The organism is Aeribacillus sp. FSL K6-2848 (assembly GCF_038004325.1).
GTDB lineage: Bacteria > Bacillota > Bacilli > Bacillales > Aeribacillaceae > Aeribacillus > Aeribacillus composti.
The window spans coordinates 1,984,453-2,000,435 of sequence record NZ_JBBOQQ010000001.1; the positions used below are offsets into that span (position 1 = coordinate 1,984,453).

At 37.7% G+C, this 15,983-nt stretch carries 16 protein-coding genes; 14 read left to right on the forward strand and 2 right to left on the reverse strand.

Annotated features, from left to right (window positions below):
• Nucleotides 1–19: 19 nt before the first annotated feature.
• The 3 genes from NSS70_RS09665 to NSS70_RS09675 all read left to right on the forward strand — a co-directional run bounded on the left by NSS70_RS09665 (nucleotide 20) and on the right by NSS70_RS09675 (nucleotide 2,536).
• A complete protein-coding gene (locus NSS70_RS09665; RefSeq protein ID WP_063389572.1) occupies nucleotides 20–337 on the forward strand; it encodes an STAS domain-containing protein in 318 nt (105 codons plus the stop codon).
• A gap of 600 nt (nucleotides 338–937) precedes the next feature.
• Nucleotides 938–1,669: a LytR/AlgR family response regulator transcription factor gene (locus NSS70_RS09670; protein WP_063389570.1), complete on the forward strand. Its 732-nt coding sequence runs from the start codon at nucleotides 938–940 to the stop codon at nucleotides 1,667–1,669.
• A gap of 135 nt (nucleotides 1,670–1,804) precedes the next feature.
• Entirely contained in the window at nucleotides 1,805–2,536 is a 732-nt protein-coding gene (locus NSS70_RS09675; RefSeq protein ID WP_340881379.1) for a hypothetical protein, read from the forward strand.
• Nucleotides 2,537–2,543: 7 nt separating this feature from the next.
• On the opposite strand, the gene NSS70_RS09680 is transcribed toward NSS70_RS09675, so the two are convergent.
• Nucleotides 2,544–3,422, reverse strand: a complete 879-nt coding sequence (locus NSS70_RS09680; RefSeq protein WP_339196453.1) for an IS982 family transposase — start codon at nucleotides 3,420–3,422, stop codon at nucleotides 2,544–2,546.
• Nucleotides 3,423–3,534: 112 nt separating this feature from the next.
• On the opposite strand from NSS70_RS09680, the gene NSS70_RS09685 reads away from it, so the two are divergent.
• The 11 genes from NSS70_RS09685 (at nucleotide 3,535) to NSS70_RS09735 (ending at nucleotide 14,912) form a co-directional block, all read left to right on the forward strand.
• Entirely contained in the window at nucleotides 3,535–4,914 is a 1,380-nt protein-coding gene (locus NSS70_RS09685; RefSeq protein WP_340881383.1) for an HD domain-containing phosphohydrolase, read from the forward strand.
• A gap of 53 nt (nucleotides 4,915–4,967) precedes the next feature.
• On the forward strand, nucleotides 4,968–6,587 hold the full coding sequence (locus NSS70_RS09690) for a methyl-accepting chemotaxis protein (protein ID WP_340881385.1): 1,620 nt from the start codon (nucleotides 4,968–4,970) through the stop codon (nucleotides 6,585–6,587).
• A 53-nt stretch (nucleotides 6,588–6,640) separates the two neighbouring features.
• Nucleotides 6,641–6,958 carry an STAS domain-containing protein gene (locus tag NSS70_RS09695; RefSeq protein ID WP_063389567.1) on the forward strand — a complete coding sequence of 106 codons (318 nt, stop codon included), beginning with the start codon at nucleotides 6,641–6,643 and terminating at the stop codon, nucleotides 6,956–6,958.
• 68 nt (nucleotides 6,959–7,026) lie between these two features.
• Nucleotides 7,027–7,797: a PP2C family protein-serine/threonine phosphatase gene (locus tag NSS70_RS09700; protein ID WP_339199996.1), complete on the forward strand. Its 771-nt coding sequence runs from the start codon at nucleotides 7,027–7,029 to the stop codon at nucleotides 7,795–7,797.
• Nucleotides 7,798–8,223: 426 nt separating this feature from the next.
• Complete coding sequence (locus tag NSS70_RS09705; RefSeq protein WP_340881388.1) at nucleotides 8,224–8,868, forward strand: HlyD family secretion protein; 645 nt, start codon at nucleotides 8,224–8,226, stop codon at nucleotides 8,866–8,868.
• 86 nt (nucleotides 8,869–8,954) lie between these two features.
• Complete coding sequence (locus tag NSS70_RS09710; protein WP_375338809.1) at nucleotides 8,955–10,586, forward strand: DHA2 family efflux MFS transporter permease subunit; 1,632 nt, start codon at nucleotides 8,955–8,957, stop codon at nucleotides 10,584–10,586.
• 79 nt (nucleotides 10,587–10,665) lie between these two features.
• Entirely contained in the window at nucleotides 10,666–11,082 is a 417-nt protein-coding gene (locus NSS70_RS09715) for a MarR family winged helix-turn-helix transcriptional regulator (RefSeq protein WP_340881390.1), read from the forward strand.
• Nucleotides 11,083–11,284: 202 nt separating this feature from the next.
• Entirely contained in the window at nucleotides 11,285–12,205 is a 921-nt protein-coding gene (locus NSS70_RS09720) for a malate dehydrogenase (protein WP_094245712.1), read from the forward strand.
• Between the two features lie 262 nt (nucleotides 12,206–12,467).
• Entirely contained in the window at nucleotides 12,468–13,121 is a 654-nt protein-coding gene (locus NSS70_RS09725) for an MOSC domain-containing protein (RefSeq protein ID WP_063389562.1), read from the forward strand.
• 371 nt (nucleotides 13,122–13,492) lie between these two features.
• Nucleotides 13,493–14,068 carry an RNA polymerase sigma factor gene (locus NSS70_RS09730; RefSeq protein WP_339199836.1) on the forward strand — a complete coding sequence of 192 codons (576 nt, stop codon included), beginning with the start codon at nucleotides 13,493–13,495 and terminating at the stop codon, nucleotides 14,066–14,068.
• Nucleotides 14,040–14,912, forward strand: coding sequence for a hypothetical protein (locus tag NSS70_RS09735; RefSeq protein ID WP_066246656.1), 873 nt, complete (start codon nucleotides 14,040–14,042; stop codon nucleotides 14,910–14,912). Before NSS70_RS09730 ends, NSS70_RS09735 begins: the two co-directional genes overlap by 29 nt.
• An 84-nt stretch (nucleotides 14,913–14,996) precedes the next feature.
• Here the strand turns inward: NSS70_RS09735 and prpB are convergent, their stop codons facing one another.
• A complete protein-coding gene (gene prpB / locus NSS70_RS09740; RefSeq protein WP_340881391.1) occupies nucleotides 14,997–15,902 on the reverse strand; it encodes a methylisocitrate lyase in 906 nt (301 codons plus the stop codon).
• Nucleotides 15,903–15,983 lie beyond the last annotated feature (81 nt).

Below are 15,983 nucleotides of genomic sequence, written 5' to 3' on the forward strand. Positions count from 1 at the left end.
AGAAAGGAAGAATTTTTGTATGTTTTCTTATAGCCTCGATCAATTGAACGAAAAAGCATACGTCCGGTTTGTCGGAGATTTAGATATTGAAGTCGCGGAATTAATGGAAACAGAAATTATTCCGGCTCTGCAAACCTATACAAATATTGAGTTTGATTTTCAAGAAGTTCCTTTCGTTGATTCCACCGGGATTGGACTGTTATTAAATTTAATCGAGACAGTCAAAAAGAATGGGTTGGATGTTCAAGTGAAAATAAAAAACGTTCAACCTTTAGTGAAAGATGTATTTGATATGCTCCAATTAGATAAAATTTTAGGAGAAAATGTATTTGTATAGGTATTACGATAATGAAGTGGGATGAGAGCTATTTTAGAAGCAGAAAACATCATGTAGACAATGCAGTATTGGTAGAAATCAGCAAAACAGCCGATTTCTACCTTTTGATATGTAAAAAAATACTAATATTAGCATTTTGTGTATTTTACAGATTGTTGAGACTGAGTTGGGAGCCCGGGGAAAAATCAAATTTTTTCTATAATGTTTCTGTTAAAATAATTTTTATTTCAAATTGGCATCCCGGCGGTTTTATATCGGGAAAAGATTTGAATTGCAGAACGATCCTTTCAGAATCGACGCATTTCAACTTTTTCGCAGCTTGCAAGCATCTTTTCGGCGACAAAATTTGATTATAATGAAAAACTTATTTTATGAAAATATTTATGTGAAGTTCATAAAGCAAAACGGCTTTTCAGCATTTTAAGTACTTGGATAAACATCGAAGACGCTGTCTGCATCATGGAGACATCCAACAAGGAAAGATGCCGGTTTCATCCGTAATTCATGCTTTCCTTTTGAAAAGGAACATCATCATCCATGCAGAATACACAATAAACTCAAAAAGACGGCACGCAAACTAGAGCAACGAGGTGGAGATTTATGGAGAAATACAAACTGATTATTGCAGATGATGATCACCCTTCAAGACTGATTTTATCCCATTTTATTCAATTGTTCCCCCAATATGAAATCGTCTGTGAGGCAGCTGACGGAGAAGAATTAATTCAACGATTTATGAAGAAAATTCCTGATATTGTTTTAGTTGATGTCGATATGCCGAAAATTAACGGAATGGAAGCTATGAAAATATGTAAAGAAATACATCCGTCCTTGCAAGTCATCTTTACAACTGGGTATGATGAATTTGCTGTTGAGGCATTTAATCTGTCTGCTACAGATTATATCGTAAAGCCAATTGAACGGACTCGATTATTTACAGCGCTTGAAAAGGCGAAAAAAGCGATTGAAATAGAGAAAAAATTATTAAACAAGCATCCATTTAAAGAGATTAAAAAGCTTTCGATTAAATCGAATCAAACCTTTCATTACATCTCATCAGACGACATTCTTTTTATTGAGAAGAACGGAAGAAAAACGGTGTTTCATACTGCAGAACATCAACACGAAACAAACGAATCCCTGCAAGAAATAGAAGGGAAATTGCCTTGTAATTTCTATAAAACTCATCGTTCCTATATTGTTAATTTGAAAAAGATCATAAAAATTGAACCACAAGGCGAAACGTATGCCGCCCATTTTTCTGGAAGCGATAAAGTTGCCTACATTTCGAAATTGAAAATACAAGAGGTGCACGGATTGTTAAGGGCATGATATTTGCAAGGGAGAAGTTTTAAAATGGATTTTTTCTTTTTTATATTGAAAAAGCTTTAAAAATTATTCGGGGATTTTTCATTCAATTCGTAAAATATGTCTGACCCGAGTTTTTAAAAGAAAGGTGTATCATACATGCCGATCTTGTTGAAAGAGAAAGGGTTCATGCTTATTGTCATCGGCTTTGGCCTGCCCATTATTCTAATACAATTATGGAGTTTAGAGAAAACACATATGCCATTTGCCATTTTAATAGCGATTCTTGCAGGGATATTAGAAATATTTCCTATCGAACTCCGCAATGGTAAGAAGCTTTCTTGTTCAAGCATTTTTAACATTGTGGTTCTTGTTCAAATGGGAATTCCGGAAGCTGTGATTGTTGTTTTCATCGCTTCTTTATTCTTATTTTACAATAGCAAATTAAGCTTTATTTCTTGGTTATTTCAGGCTAGTCAATGTGCGGTTGCTGTTTTTTTAGCAGGATTTGTATTTGAGTATTTTTTTGGCAAACTCGGCGTTTTTACATATATAACCTCCGTTTTCGCATTTGCATGCACAACGTTTATATATTTTTTCATCTTTTTTGCCATTACAGTGATCTATAAGGGTCTCGTTTTCTCTCAAAATTTTTCAGATGTTTTGACAAAAGAGATGAATGATACATTGTTGGCATTTGCTGTGACATTTATTTTAGGATTTCGGCTTGCTGCTATTGATTACGATCAACAGCCTTTTCCATTTTGGTTTGAAACGATCTTTGCTGTCGCTGTTTTTTTATTCGCTCGATCCATTGCTCAAGTACTAGTTCGTCATAGAAAAAACCATTTGGCCACCTTAGAAAATATTACACAGTACCCATGGTGCTAGTTGAGCGTCAACGCTCAACTAGCCCAAGAACAACGAGCGAATAGGCCAACAAAATGGCATCAAGCGCCGTTTCAAATCCAGAGATCGAATTGGCGCGAATTTTCGTGATCCGAAATGAATCCACTAAAACCGAGAACGCGGTTTCGACGATTTTGCGTTTTCGTTTCATCCATCGTTTCCATGCTTTCGATTGATGGATTTTCTGGTTTTTCCGAACGGGCGTCCAAAAAGTGATCTTGTATTCATCATACAGCTTCTTTTGCAAGTCTTGGCTCACATATCCTTTGTCACCAAGTGTATACGGATGAGGAAGTTGGGCCATCACGGTTTCCGCAGCTGTCCGGTCGTGACAGGATGCTTCGGTGACGACATATCCCATCGGAAGCGCTTGGTCAGTGATCTGGAGATGAAGCTTAAACCCATAGTAAGCCATCTTTTTGGATGCACAATACCCGATATCTGCGATTCCTTGAAACCGTTTGACGCGATACATTCGTGCGTGGTGGCAGAGTTCAATAGGTAAGCTATCCACTACCGCATAAGCGTGATGTTGCCCACGTTTGGCTAGTTGATATCGTATCCATTTGACGGCAAAGCCAAGATTTCGACAACGGCGGTTATATCGAGAACGTTCAGGAAATAAATCTTTCGAAAATAAGTTTCCGATCACAAATCGGTGCCAAGCTCGTTCGGATGTAAAACCTAACAACTTTCCAAGAACATGGACGGCGATGATGACTTCATCTTCTTGCTTCAACAAATGGTGATTTCGGCGTTGTAAATACATCTGAATCAAAGACAATTGTCCAGATACAAAGAACAAAATCGCTGCATATTGTTTTTGAATTTTCGCTTCGTCTGTTGTAAAATGAAAGTGCTCTTGCATGGGACTTCTCCTTTTAAATGTTTGGTAGCACTTTCATTTTAAAGGAATTTTCCATGCAAGGGCTATTTTTATATCCTGTGATCTTTATCTAGCACCACAGGTTACACAGTATATGGAACAAAAAGTTCATTTGCCGAAGGGGCATTCTAAAAGGGTAGGAGATTTAGCACGCCGCATCGCAGAAGAGTTAAAGTTAAGCCCCAAACATGTTGATGCTGTTCATTACGCTGCCTTGTTGCATGATATTGGAAAAATACAAATGGAGCATGAAATTTTTCAGAAGCACGGGGCTCTTACGCTTGAAGAAGAAAAGCTTTATAAACAACATTCCGAGTTAGGGGCAAAGATGGTTTCAGCAATAATGGGAATCGAAAAAGCTGCCCAGTATGTCCGTTTTCATCACGAACAATGGGATGGAAACGGCTATCCGGATGGAAAAAAAGGAGAAGAAATTCCATTGGGAGCCCGCATTATTGCTGCGGCAAATGAGTATGACAAATTGATGCATTCTTCTGGAATTATCAATCAAAAGAAAGCTTTTCAAAATTTAAAGAATACAAAACTTGATCCAAAATTAGTAGAAATTGTTTTAAAAATAGCTGATTTCAAAAAGGCAGGCAAAGATCATCATCCGGGATTGATTCAGGCTCAAAATCAGCAGCACTTTCACGATATAAAATATAAAGGCTCGAAGCTTCTGAAAGATTTTGCTGTTGTACAAGCTGTATTTTATCAAAATGGCAGCTTCTATCATATAAATGGCGAAAAAGTTCAGATTCCTTGTGAACAACAAATCAAAAGCCTGATTACGAATCATCCTATTCAAAATGGATATGCACATGAATTTATTGAAGATGTTCCAAGTCGGAAAATGTATAACGTTCATTGGATCTGTTTGGAAAAGAAAATATTATGTCTATTGTTTGATGTAAGTCATTTACGAGAATATGAGAGAAAACAAGAATTGAGGATACGTACAATTTACCGTGATTGTTTATACGCCGTCACACAAGGAAAATTGACTCTGATTGAACGGGAAGAATTAAAAAGCTTTAATCAAGGTGAGAAAATTGCAGAATTTCCTGTTTCTGAAAAAAATGATGTTGCGGCATGTAGAACATTTATTGACCAGTTGTTAAAAGATCGGCATATTTCAGAAAAGAAAAGATATAATGTGCTCTTATCTATTTCTGAAGCTGTAACAAATGTATTAAAGCATGCGGTTGAAGGAAAAATGAAAGTTTATTTGAACCATGATTGGTTAAAAGTGATTGTAGAAGATAAAGGAAATGGCATCAAATTAAGCGAACTGCCGAAATCCATATTGTTAGAAGGTTATTCCAGCAAACGGTCATTTGGGCACGGTTTCAGCATTATGTTAAAAATGATGGATAAAATTTCAATATATACAAGTACAGAAGGAACGACGATTATTTTAGAAGTAGATTTAAAGGATCGACTCATAGAGAGAAGAAAAAACATTCCATTATGATAAAGATCATTTTGCAATCAAGTACTTGATCCTTTCGTTCGGAGTGAATGCGGATGAATTTCTTAAAGAATAAAACGATCATTGGTCAAATTATTACAATGATTGCGCTTATTCCGATTATTATTTGTTCTATTTTCATCTTTATTTTTGTCAGGCAGATGGAGAAAGAATTTGATCATTTTCATAGAAATGATGTGTTACGAACAGCAAACATTTTAAAAAGCGCGATTGAAATCAGCGAAAATTCCAAAAAAACGGTTGAACGTTTAATTGACGAAAAGCTGCATTTAATTTCAAAAGAGATTGCAAAAGAATTGCGCGGGAAAACGATCGAGGAAGTGACTCAGCAAGATTTAATTGCATTGCGCAATAAATATGATGTGTACAATATTTCTTTATTGGTAAGAAGAAATGATGATATAATCATTGCCCAATCTTCAGACCCCAATGAAATTGGTTTAAGCACAAAAGAGTGGGGGTATTGGTATGATGCTTTTCAACAACTGATGTCAGGTAAGCCTGTAACAGTAGGGAAAGGTTATTATCAAGAACATTATTGGGTTGGTCCGATCTCCAAATCAGACTGGGAAAACAAATATTTTAAATATGCCTATTATTATGACGGAACAACTGAATTTATGATTAATCCGTATATTCTTGATTCTGAAATTTATCATGCAACGAAGCATTCGGATCCTGAAGCGCTTATTCATTCCATTTTAAAATTTAAAGAAAGTGAAATCGAAGAAATTGCGGTTATAAATGCCAATGTACTGCTTCGGAGCGAAAATCGAGATATTATTGAACCGGAAAGAGATGCGCCGATATTATATGGAAAAAATTCATATAAGCATGAAAAAGATCATTTTTATATTCAAAAAGTTCTGAAAGAGAATCAAATGGAGTCAGTGAAACTGGGGGAAAACTATCGGAAATATTATCTGCCAATTCCAAATGACAGGGTTATTACGATTGTCACCGACTTAAGCGCTGGCACAAAGTTTTTTCATAATATCATTTTTTTGTTTGTCCTGTCATTTGTTGCTGCCTTTGTCATTATATTTTTCGTTTTGCAGGTCATTACGAAAAAATATTTAACTCCGATCCCTACTATTCACCGTTATATTAATAAAATTGCAGCAGGCGATTTGACCGAAGAAATTCATGTCGATCAGAAAAATGAATTCGGTGATATTGCTGCCCATTTAAATGAAATGACTAACCGCATCAGCCAATTAATTGTCGATATTAAAAACGATATTGAAACATTAAGGCTCGTTTCAAACGTTTTATCAGAGACAGTGCACTCTTACTTTCATGTCATGGACGAAGTTTCAACAACCATGACGAAGGAATCGCGGGAAATTTTTCATGAAATAGAATTAGAGGTGAAAGAAATACGACAAAACTATGAAAATATCAATCAACAATTTGAAAAACTAAAAGAAGCGAATCATCTTGAATTCCATCATGTCTCTAATTTTATTATTCAATCAAGTCATCAACTCATAAAACTGAATGATTTGATGAAACAAAATGTCAAAAAAGTTACGGAAATGAATTTATCTTCTTTTGATGCGATACAGCAATTGAATGAAATTATTATTCAATTAGACAACCTTTCAAAGGATTTAGAAAATAAAATAAATAAATTTAAAGTTCAAGAATCATGAAACACATAAAGGTGAAAATGAATTGCTCAGTTTTTCTGCTAAGGAGGGTATGTATGGGTCTTACGGTTCAAAAGGAAATTCAAGATCAAAGCCTCACATTATACATTAAAGGAGTTTTAGATATTTCAACGGCTCATGTGTTTCATGCACATTTTAATGAAATCGGCAATTTTCAAGTATTGACGATTGATTTTAGCTATTTGGAATTCATTGATTCATCCGGAATTGGTGAAATCATCGATTTAATTTATTTATCTCAAGAAAAAAACATAAAATTAGTTTTTAAAGGTATGAATGATTTCACAAACCATTTATTTGAAACAGTTGGATTATACGAAATTTTAAAATCGATTCAAGGGGAGGTTGTTTGATGCAAAGAGACTTTTTAACGTATCAGCAATCTTCCTATACGATAGAAGATGTTAAGAGAAAGGAACAAATGCTGCAAAGGGAAATAAACTTGGCACGGACGATACAAACAACGTTGTTGAACGGGCATGCTCCATCGATCGAAGGGGGAGAGGTATTTGGCTATTCTATACCTGCCCGATTAATTGGCGGGGATTATTACGACTTTTATCCGCTTGTCAACGGAAAAGTGCGCATCGTTATTGGGGATGTGATGGGAAAAGGGATTCCTGCTGCGATGCTCATGATCTTAACGCGCGGCGCCTTTCGGACAGCCGCTGAAAGCACGCAAAGCCCCGGAAAGACGCTGACTTCAATGAACAAAGCGTTATACAATGATTTGAGAAAGTTAAAATCTTTTGTTACCGTTTTCTGTGCCGATTGGGATCCGCTGTCGGGAACGTTTACATATGCAAATGCCGGCCATCATCTTCCGCTGATTATAAGAGGCGATGCGGTACATGAGCTTCCAAAAGTGAAAGGGCTTATGATTGGCGGTCTTCCTAATCAAATTTACCATGAAGAATCGATCCAATTATTTGAACATGATTCAATTTTCTTTTATACAGACGGAATCATTGAGGCGCAGAATAAACGCGGCGAGCAATTTACATTGGCACGGCTGATCGAAACGTTAAAACAAAATCAGGATAAAAATGCTGGGGAGATTGAAAAAAAAGTGCTGGAATCGATTCATAAATTTACAGAAGGCGTTCCGCAAAAAGATGATATGACTATGGTATTCTTAAAAGTAGGGAAACAAAAAGTCGATATTTCAAGTTTAAATTCGCCTGTCATGTAACGTTTATTTGAAAACGTGATTGTTTGGAGGAATTGAAATAAAAAATTTTACACTAGTTGGGAAAATAAATCTTGGGCTGGGAATCGCTTTTATCATAGCTGCTCTTTTCCTATTCATGCAGCATTTTTACAATGTGATTTATTTAAACCGTTTTCTTTTTGAGATTTCGTTCGTTTGTCTTGGACTTTCATGAATGTTTTCAGCAGCTTTTTATCAAAAATCGAATGGAACATGATTATGCTTTTTGGACAAAATGACCCAAACAGCCCATTGTACTGTCTGGGTCATTTTTATATATATATTTCGGTACACGAAAAACATTGACTCGGATAAACGATTGTCATATGATAAATAATGCAGTTTATAAATATTTCACAAAATGAAATATTTATTTAATGAATATTTTTTTTGTAAGGGGGATAAAAAATGAATGTGAAAAAGTTGGTCATATTAAATATTGTTGTTCTCGTTGTTTTGGTTTTAGGAGGTTTTGCCGGATTCTATTATTACAATGAGTCGGTCAACTATATTAAAACAGATTACGCAAAAGTGGACGGACAGCAATTAGTGATCGCCGCCCCTGCTTCCGGAGTCTTGACAAAATTTGATGGAAAGGTTGGAGCACAATTTCAGAAAGATAAAGTCATTGGAAAATTAGCCGTACCTGGGGAGGATGAACCTGTCAGCATTCAAATGCCCCAGTCCGGAACGATTGTCCAAACAAATGCGGTAGAAAATTCATTTGTGGCAGCTGGTACCCCTTTGGCATATGCATATGATTTCGATCATATATGGATCACTGCCAATATTAAAGAAACCATTATTGGGGATGTAAAAGTTGGTCAAGATGTTGATATTTACATCGACGGGTACAGCGAGTCTAAACTTTCGGGAAAAGTAGAGCAAATCGGAAAAGCAACAGCTAGCGTCTTCTCATTGCTTCCAAGTGAAAATGCGGACGCAAACTATACGAAAGTAACACAGGTGATTCCTGTGAAAATATCTATTGCGGATGCAAAAGGGCTAGGAATTATGCCGGGAATGAATGCAAAAGTACGCATCCATAAATAAATGATTTAACCATATAAACTGAAGGAGGTGGAAGCATGCCGTTTATCATCAGTTATACGTTTTTCACTCTGATTGTGCTGATCGTCATGAATGTTTTCCTTGTCAGAAAGAAAAACTGGCATACAAAAAAAGAGGAAGCACTTGATAAGGAAGTGCCGGTTGGAAAAGTGCTGTTCGTTTTAATGTTTGGAATGTTCATTGCGATTTTGAACCAAACAATTTTAAATGTAGCGCTTCCGGTCATGATGACGGATTTAAATGTCAATGCGACAACAGCACAATGGCTGATGACAGGCTTTATGCTTGCAAACGGAATTTTAATACCGATCAGCGCATTTTTAGTTGAAAATTTCGGTTTTCGCAAGCTGTTTATTACAGCGATGATCTCGTTTACAATTGGATCGCTCGTTTGTGCCGTATCAGCAACATTTCCATTGGTGATGATTGGCAGAATTATTCAGGCGATTGGTGCAGGAATTTTAATGCCGCTTGGCATGAACATTTTTTTGACTGTTTTTCCTCCTGAAAAAAGAGGAACAGCCATGGGGACGATGGGGATTGCCATGATTCTGGCTCCTGCAATTGGTCCGACACTCTCAGGATGGGTTGTGCAAAATTATGATTGGCATTTTTTGTTCTACGCGATGGCTTTGATCGGTTTAATTGATATCTTTTTCGCCTTTATTTGGTTCCGTTTAGAAAAAGAATTAACTCGCCCGACGTTTGATATCCAAGGGATTGTTTATTCAAGTATTGGATTCGGCGGCATTTTATACGGGTTTAGCGAGGCTGGAAGCAAAGGATGGTCAAGCGCGGAAGTTATCATCAGCTTAATGGTCGGAGTTGTTTTTTTAATTTTCTTTGCCGTAAGACAATTGAATGTGGAAAAACCTCTGCTTGAACTAAGAGTATTTAAGTACAACCTCTTTACGTTCACATTAATTATCAACTCGATTGTTACTATGGCATTATTTGGAGGAATGCTGCTTCTCCCGATTTATTTACAAAATATTCGCGGTTTTACACCGATTGAATCGGGTTTATTATTGCTTCCAGGAGCAATGATCATGGGATTAATGGGGCCGATAGCAGGAAAAATTTTCGATCGATATGGTGTAAGAGGATTAGCAATTGTCGGTTTGGCCATTACAACATATGGAACATATGAATTCACGCAGCTGACGGCCGATACGCCCTACACAACCTTATTAGGAATATATATGCTGCGGTCTTTCGGAATGTCATTGATCATGATGCCGATCATGACTGCCGGTATGAATCAGCTGCCATTAAAGATGATTTCCCATGGAACAGCCATGTCGAATACGATACGCCAAGTGGCTGGATCTATTGGAACCGCATTATTAGTAACGGTTATGACACAGCAATCAACAAATCATTTATCAGATTATACGAATCTTGTGTCAAAAACTGATCCAATGTTGATGAATCAGCTGCAAGCACTTGGCAGCAGTATGGCTCAATCAGCCGGACTTTCTGCACATGCTGGTCAAACTATTGGTGCTCAGGCACTTTTAGGGCAGGCATTGCAGCAATCAACCATCGAAGGGATCAACGATGCATTTTACATTGCGACCGTTTTGGCATTCATCGCGCTAGTTCTTTCCTTTTTCTTAAAAACACCAAAGAAAACGCTCCAGGAAAGCTCGTTCGAAGCAGCAAAAGTTAAAACCGAAGCATCTTCCCAAGAGTTATAAACAAAGATATAATGAATGAAACGGGGATGTCCGGCAGAGGACACCCTTTATATATGTGAAAGGAAGGGAAAGTAATATTATGAATCCGACATCCTCCTCCATGACGGAATTAGAGAACGAATTTATAAGGATTTTTCGTGATTTGCGAAATTTTTATACAATGGGGAAAAAATATGGCTTGTCAAGAAATGAATTTTTTATTATGAAGTTTTTGCTGAAAAACGGCCCTCAAAAACTATCTACCATTTCCCAAGAATCTGATATATCTCCCAGTTTCCTCACAGGTATTACTGATCAGCTAATCGAAAAAGGCTACATCGAACGGAATAGATCAAAGAAGGACCGCCGAGTTGTCCAAATCTCTTTAACAAAAAAAGGAGAAGAAACCATCATAGCGGTTCAACAGGACTTGATTCAATATATGCGTTCCAAATTCAACGCATTTACAGAAGAAGAAATTCAAGATTTAATTCGACTTTTGCGGAAAATACCATAATATCGTCCGTGGTATTCAAAATCAGTAGTGCCTGACTTTGTGATTTTAGTCAAAAAGAGACGAGCTTGTTTTAAAACGGTGCACTTTTTCAGAGATGATCCATTGACAAGACGGGGAAATTTGTGTATTCAATGTCAAAACGGGTCATGCTGCCTGTTTGACGTGGAGTAGAATCTTAACGGCTGCAAAGGGGGAAAAGAAAATGTGCAAAATTACGATCATTGGCGGAGCAGGAACTCTTGGAGCCGCCATCGCTTTCAAATTAGCAGGGAAAAAAGCGATCGATGAAATTTGTCTCATCGATCAAAATGAAAAGCTGCTGCTCAATCATTTAATGGATATGGAAAATGCTTATCCGTCCAAAACGATTTATAAAGGGACTTTTCACGATTTAAAGCACTCTAATATCGTCATCATTACGGCAGGCATCCCAAACCGAACCGATATTTCTTCTAGAGATGAGTTTTTAGAAGGAAACTTGCAATTGTTTCGTCAAATCGGAGAAGCCGTCGCAAAACATGCCCCAAACGCTTTGATTATCACCGCTTCCAATCCAGTCGATGTTCTGAATTACTATTTAGTTCATACGTTTCAATTTGATAAGAAAAAATTAATCGGATACACCATGAATGACTCCTACAGGTTTGAATGGGCGCTTCGCCGAGTTCTAAAGCTACACGAGAATGATAAAGTATCAAGCCCTGTTATAGGTGAGCACGGAGAAACACAAGTTCCGCTTTTCAGCCAAGTCAAAGTAAACTATAAGCCGCTGCTTTTATCAGAAGATCAGAAAATTCAAGTTAAAGAAAAGCTGACAAATTGGTTTCGAAACTTCAATGACCTAGGCATAAACCGAACAACCGGGTGGACGTCTGCCGTCGGTATGGAAAGGCTGATTGATCAGCTGCTTCAACCAAAAACGTCGACAGCAATCGGTTCTGCGGTATTAAACGGAGAATATGACGTTTCTGGCATTAGTTTAGGTGTACCTCTAACAGTGAATCATACAGGCATCCAAAGCATCCTTGAATGGGAAATCGAACAAAAGGAAAAAGAGTTATTTCAACAATCTGCTGAAAAAGTGAAGCGTCTCATTAACGAGTTTATTATGAATAAAAAATAGACAAAATGGAAGTTTCTTCAAAAAGAGCGCATCTATCTAGTAGACAATAAAAAAGCTCACTATAAACTATGCTAGTTTTTGTTTTGTTGTTCCCAATTCAGCTTTTTAACCATTTTAGGAGGTTACAGCACTGGAATAGATTTTTTTATCCTGTATGATTTTTTGAAAATCATACAAACTGCAGACTTGCCGCTTAACGATAATCTATTGCTGCTCCCAAACGAAGTTGGAAGATCTTAAAGAATTAATGGAGTTGATCAAAATGGAAGCAAAAACTTATGAAATTATTTCTATAAATGTAGGAAAACCGAAAAATTTCATATATAACGGCAAAGAATTCGTCACTGGAATTCAAAAGCAGCCTGTTGATGGACCGGTTTTTTTGTCATTTCTTAATTTTTCAGGCGATGGTCAGGCAGATCTTGTTCATCATGGCGGTAGAGATAAAGCGGTATGCGTTTATCCGTATGATCATTATGCCTATTGGGAGCATGAGCTTGAAAGAAAGCTGGATGTGGTGGCATTTGGTGAAAATTTGACAGTAAAAGGCTTGTTGGAAACAGAAGTTTGCATCGGTGATACGTTCCAATTAGGGGAAGCGGTTGTGCAAGTTAGCCAGCCTCGGCAGCCATGCCATAAGATTGCCAAAAAGCACAGGGTGAATGACTTGCCGCTTCGTGTTCAAAATACTGGTTATACCGGTTTTTATTTTCGGGTGCTGAAAGAAGGCTGGGTGGAGACACAATCAAGCTTGCAGCTCATTGAAAAACATCCGCTAAACATAACGGTTTCTTTTGCGAATCAAATCATGTTTCATGATAAAACAAATAAAGAAGGAATTGAACAAATTCTTCGTGTGGACGAACTATCGGAAAGCTTTCGGGATTCATTGATGAAACGCTTACAATCCATTTAGGAACATCTACCAAAAGAAGGGGTTGGAAAATCGGCTTGTATATAAATTAGAAATGCAAGAGAGATCATTAAAATTTCAATGATCGTTGTTTTTAGATTACTATTTTCAAAGGTTGAGCTTCTGTGGAGAAAGCGTCTTACATTTCAGCTACTTCCCATATAATAAGCCAACGATCCACTGATGCAGGGCAGATCGTTGGCTTATTTTACAAAACTTTGCCATCTAAAAAGCTCCAAAATTTGAGTTCTTGCTTTTTGTGAGAAAATGGGAATTCCTCCAATCTATTTCTGCAACTAGAATCTGATGATTCGATACTTTTTCTCCAGCATTTCGTCTAATTGATTGTACGAGAAAGAGAGGTGCACCTCGGCATGCGAGATGAAGATTTGGTTCAAAAGGCTTTAGAGGGGGACGATTCAGCCTTCCGTGAGCTTCATGACCGCTACATTGGCCAAGTGCTCCGCTATGCATATATGCAGACGGGGGATTATCATCGGTCAGAAGAAATTGCTCAAGATGTCATGTATAAAATGGCGGTTCATTTAGCGAACTTTCAAGGAAGATCAAGCTTTAAAACTTGGCTGTTTACAATTGGAAGGCGGGTTGTTATCGATTACCATCGCAAGTATAAAAAAGAAAATAACACAGTCTATTTAAGCCCTGAGGACTTAGGGCATAAACAGGATAAACATTTAGTAGAACAAAATATTCTGGAATATTCGCTCAGAGAACAGATCATAGCCAGTATGGAAAAATTGTCCCCGGATGAAAAGACGGTCCTTTATTTAAGATTTTTTGAAGGAATGTCTATAAAAGAAACAGCCAAGGTAATGTCGAAAACGGTTATGGCGGTTAAATCGCTGCAAACAAGGGCTAAAAAGAAATTGTCAGCCCATTTAAAAAGCGAGGTGAATGATCATGAAAAAACAACTCGTACCGCCGAATAGCGAAAAGCGTGAAGAGTCAATAAAACAGCTTTTTCATCACTTTTATATAGAACCGACAGATGAATTTAAAGAAAAAAGTTTTCAAAAAGCTTTAGCCGGAATTGAATTAGCTAGAAATAAAGAGAGAAGGAAAAAAGCCGCTAGCAAGCTTCAGCTTGTATTCTCATTTGCGGCCGCAGCAGCTGTATGCATCCTTCTAATGATTTTTCCTCCTTTTCAAACAAATGAGACGAAAGAAGGCGGCCAGCATTCAGATCAACAAAGCATACTAATGTCTCCCCAACAATCTCAAAATGCAGAAAAGGAAGAAGAAAAAGGAGATATCAACCGACCTGAATCGATCGAAATGACAATTTCATTGGAAGGAATGGAAGAAAAGGAGCTGTATCACCTCGTAAACATAAAGCAACTACCTTTTACCACATATATTCCGGATCGTTGGCAGGCAGAATATATTGAAGAAAAAAATTTGATCGGAGCAAAGCTGATAGCGGTGAATGAAAAATATGGGGAAGTTGATGTCATGTTTTTTCCAAAAGGGACATCTTTAGGAGAGGCGGAAAATTACATTACAGATGAATTGCTGGGAAATGTTTCTTATAAAGTTTTATCAGCGGAAGAAGAAGAGAAAAGAAATATACCTGATTGGTCTCTCCGTTCCTTTCATTATGAAAATGTAGAGCAGACGAGAACGGGCGAGATTTATTTAAGCGAGCATAACAGACAGTACTTTTATATACAGAGAGAGTTTGCTAATGAAGCATTGGAAGGATGGGGTTCAAGAACAACAACGATTTTGGAGCAATGGGAATGGAAGGACACGAAAAAAGGATTGTGGGATTAAAAAGTTTTATGAATCAGAAATGTGAGCAGCTACTATTTTTTCCGGTAAATACTTTTTCATCCACGGGGCAAACCCCGTGGATGGTTAATCTTCAGGCAATACTGTTTTTACAATCGTTTGGTCGAGCGCTTCGAAATCATCGTAATGAATCACTTCATAAAGTTCCTTGCGAGTTTGCATATTCTCGAGCTCGCTTTTTTGAGTTCCAGACGATTTAATGGTTTGGAATAGGCGTTCATACGCTTTAGCGGCGGCGCGAAGAGATGAAACAGGATAAATCACCATTGAATAGCCGAGTTCCGAAAATTCTTCTGCTGTATAGTAAGGAGTTTTTCCAAACTCTGTCATGTTTGCGAGAAGAGGAGCTGAAATTGCCCGGCTCACCTTTAAAAAGTCTTCTTTTGTTGAAAGAGCCTCAGGAAAAATAGCGTCTGCTCCCGCTTCAACATATCTTTTGGCGCGTTCAATGGCGCTTTCAATTCCTTCAACTGCATAGGCATCCGTTCTGGCAACAACGACAAGAGTCGGCGCTGCCTGTTTAATAGCTTTAATTTTTTGCATCATCTCCTCTACAGACACAAGCTTTTTGCCGTTTAAATGTCCGCATTTTTTCGGAAGATCTTGATCTTCGATTTGGACAGCAGCTACTCGTGCTTCTACCATTTCTTTAGCTGTTCGGGCGGCATTTAAAACACCGCCGAAACCGGTATCAATGTCAACGAGAAGCGGCAGATCAGCCGCCCGCACGATTTCCCGCGCCCGGCGGGCAACCTCTTCTGACGAGACGATGCCCAAGTCAGGAAGCCCTTGGCTCGCGGTATAGGCGGCGCCTGACAAATAAAGCGCTTGAAATCCTGCTTTTCTCGCTATAAGTGCAGCCATTCCATCATGGGCTCCAGGAATTTGAAGGATTTCCGGTGCGTTCATTAACGTTCGAAACCGATCGGCCAACTCCTCTTGTGTCGATTCTTTTTCAACGATCCAAACCATGGAATCACCTTCTTTTCTGTCATTTCATCTTAGCTTTACAGAACCATTAATTACGTTTCTAGAGGCAAGCCGCGTTTTTCA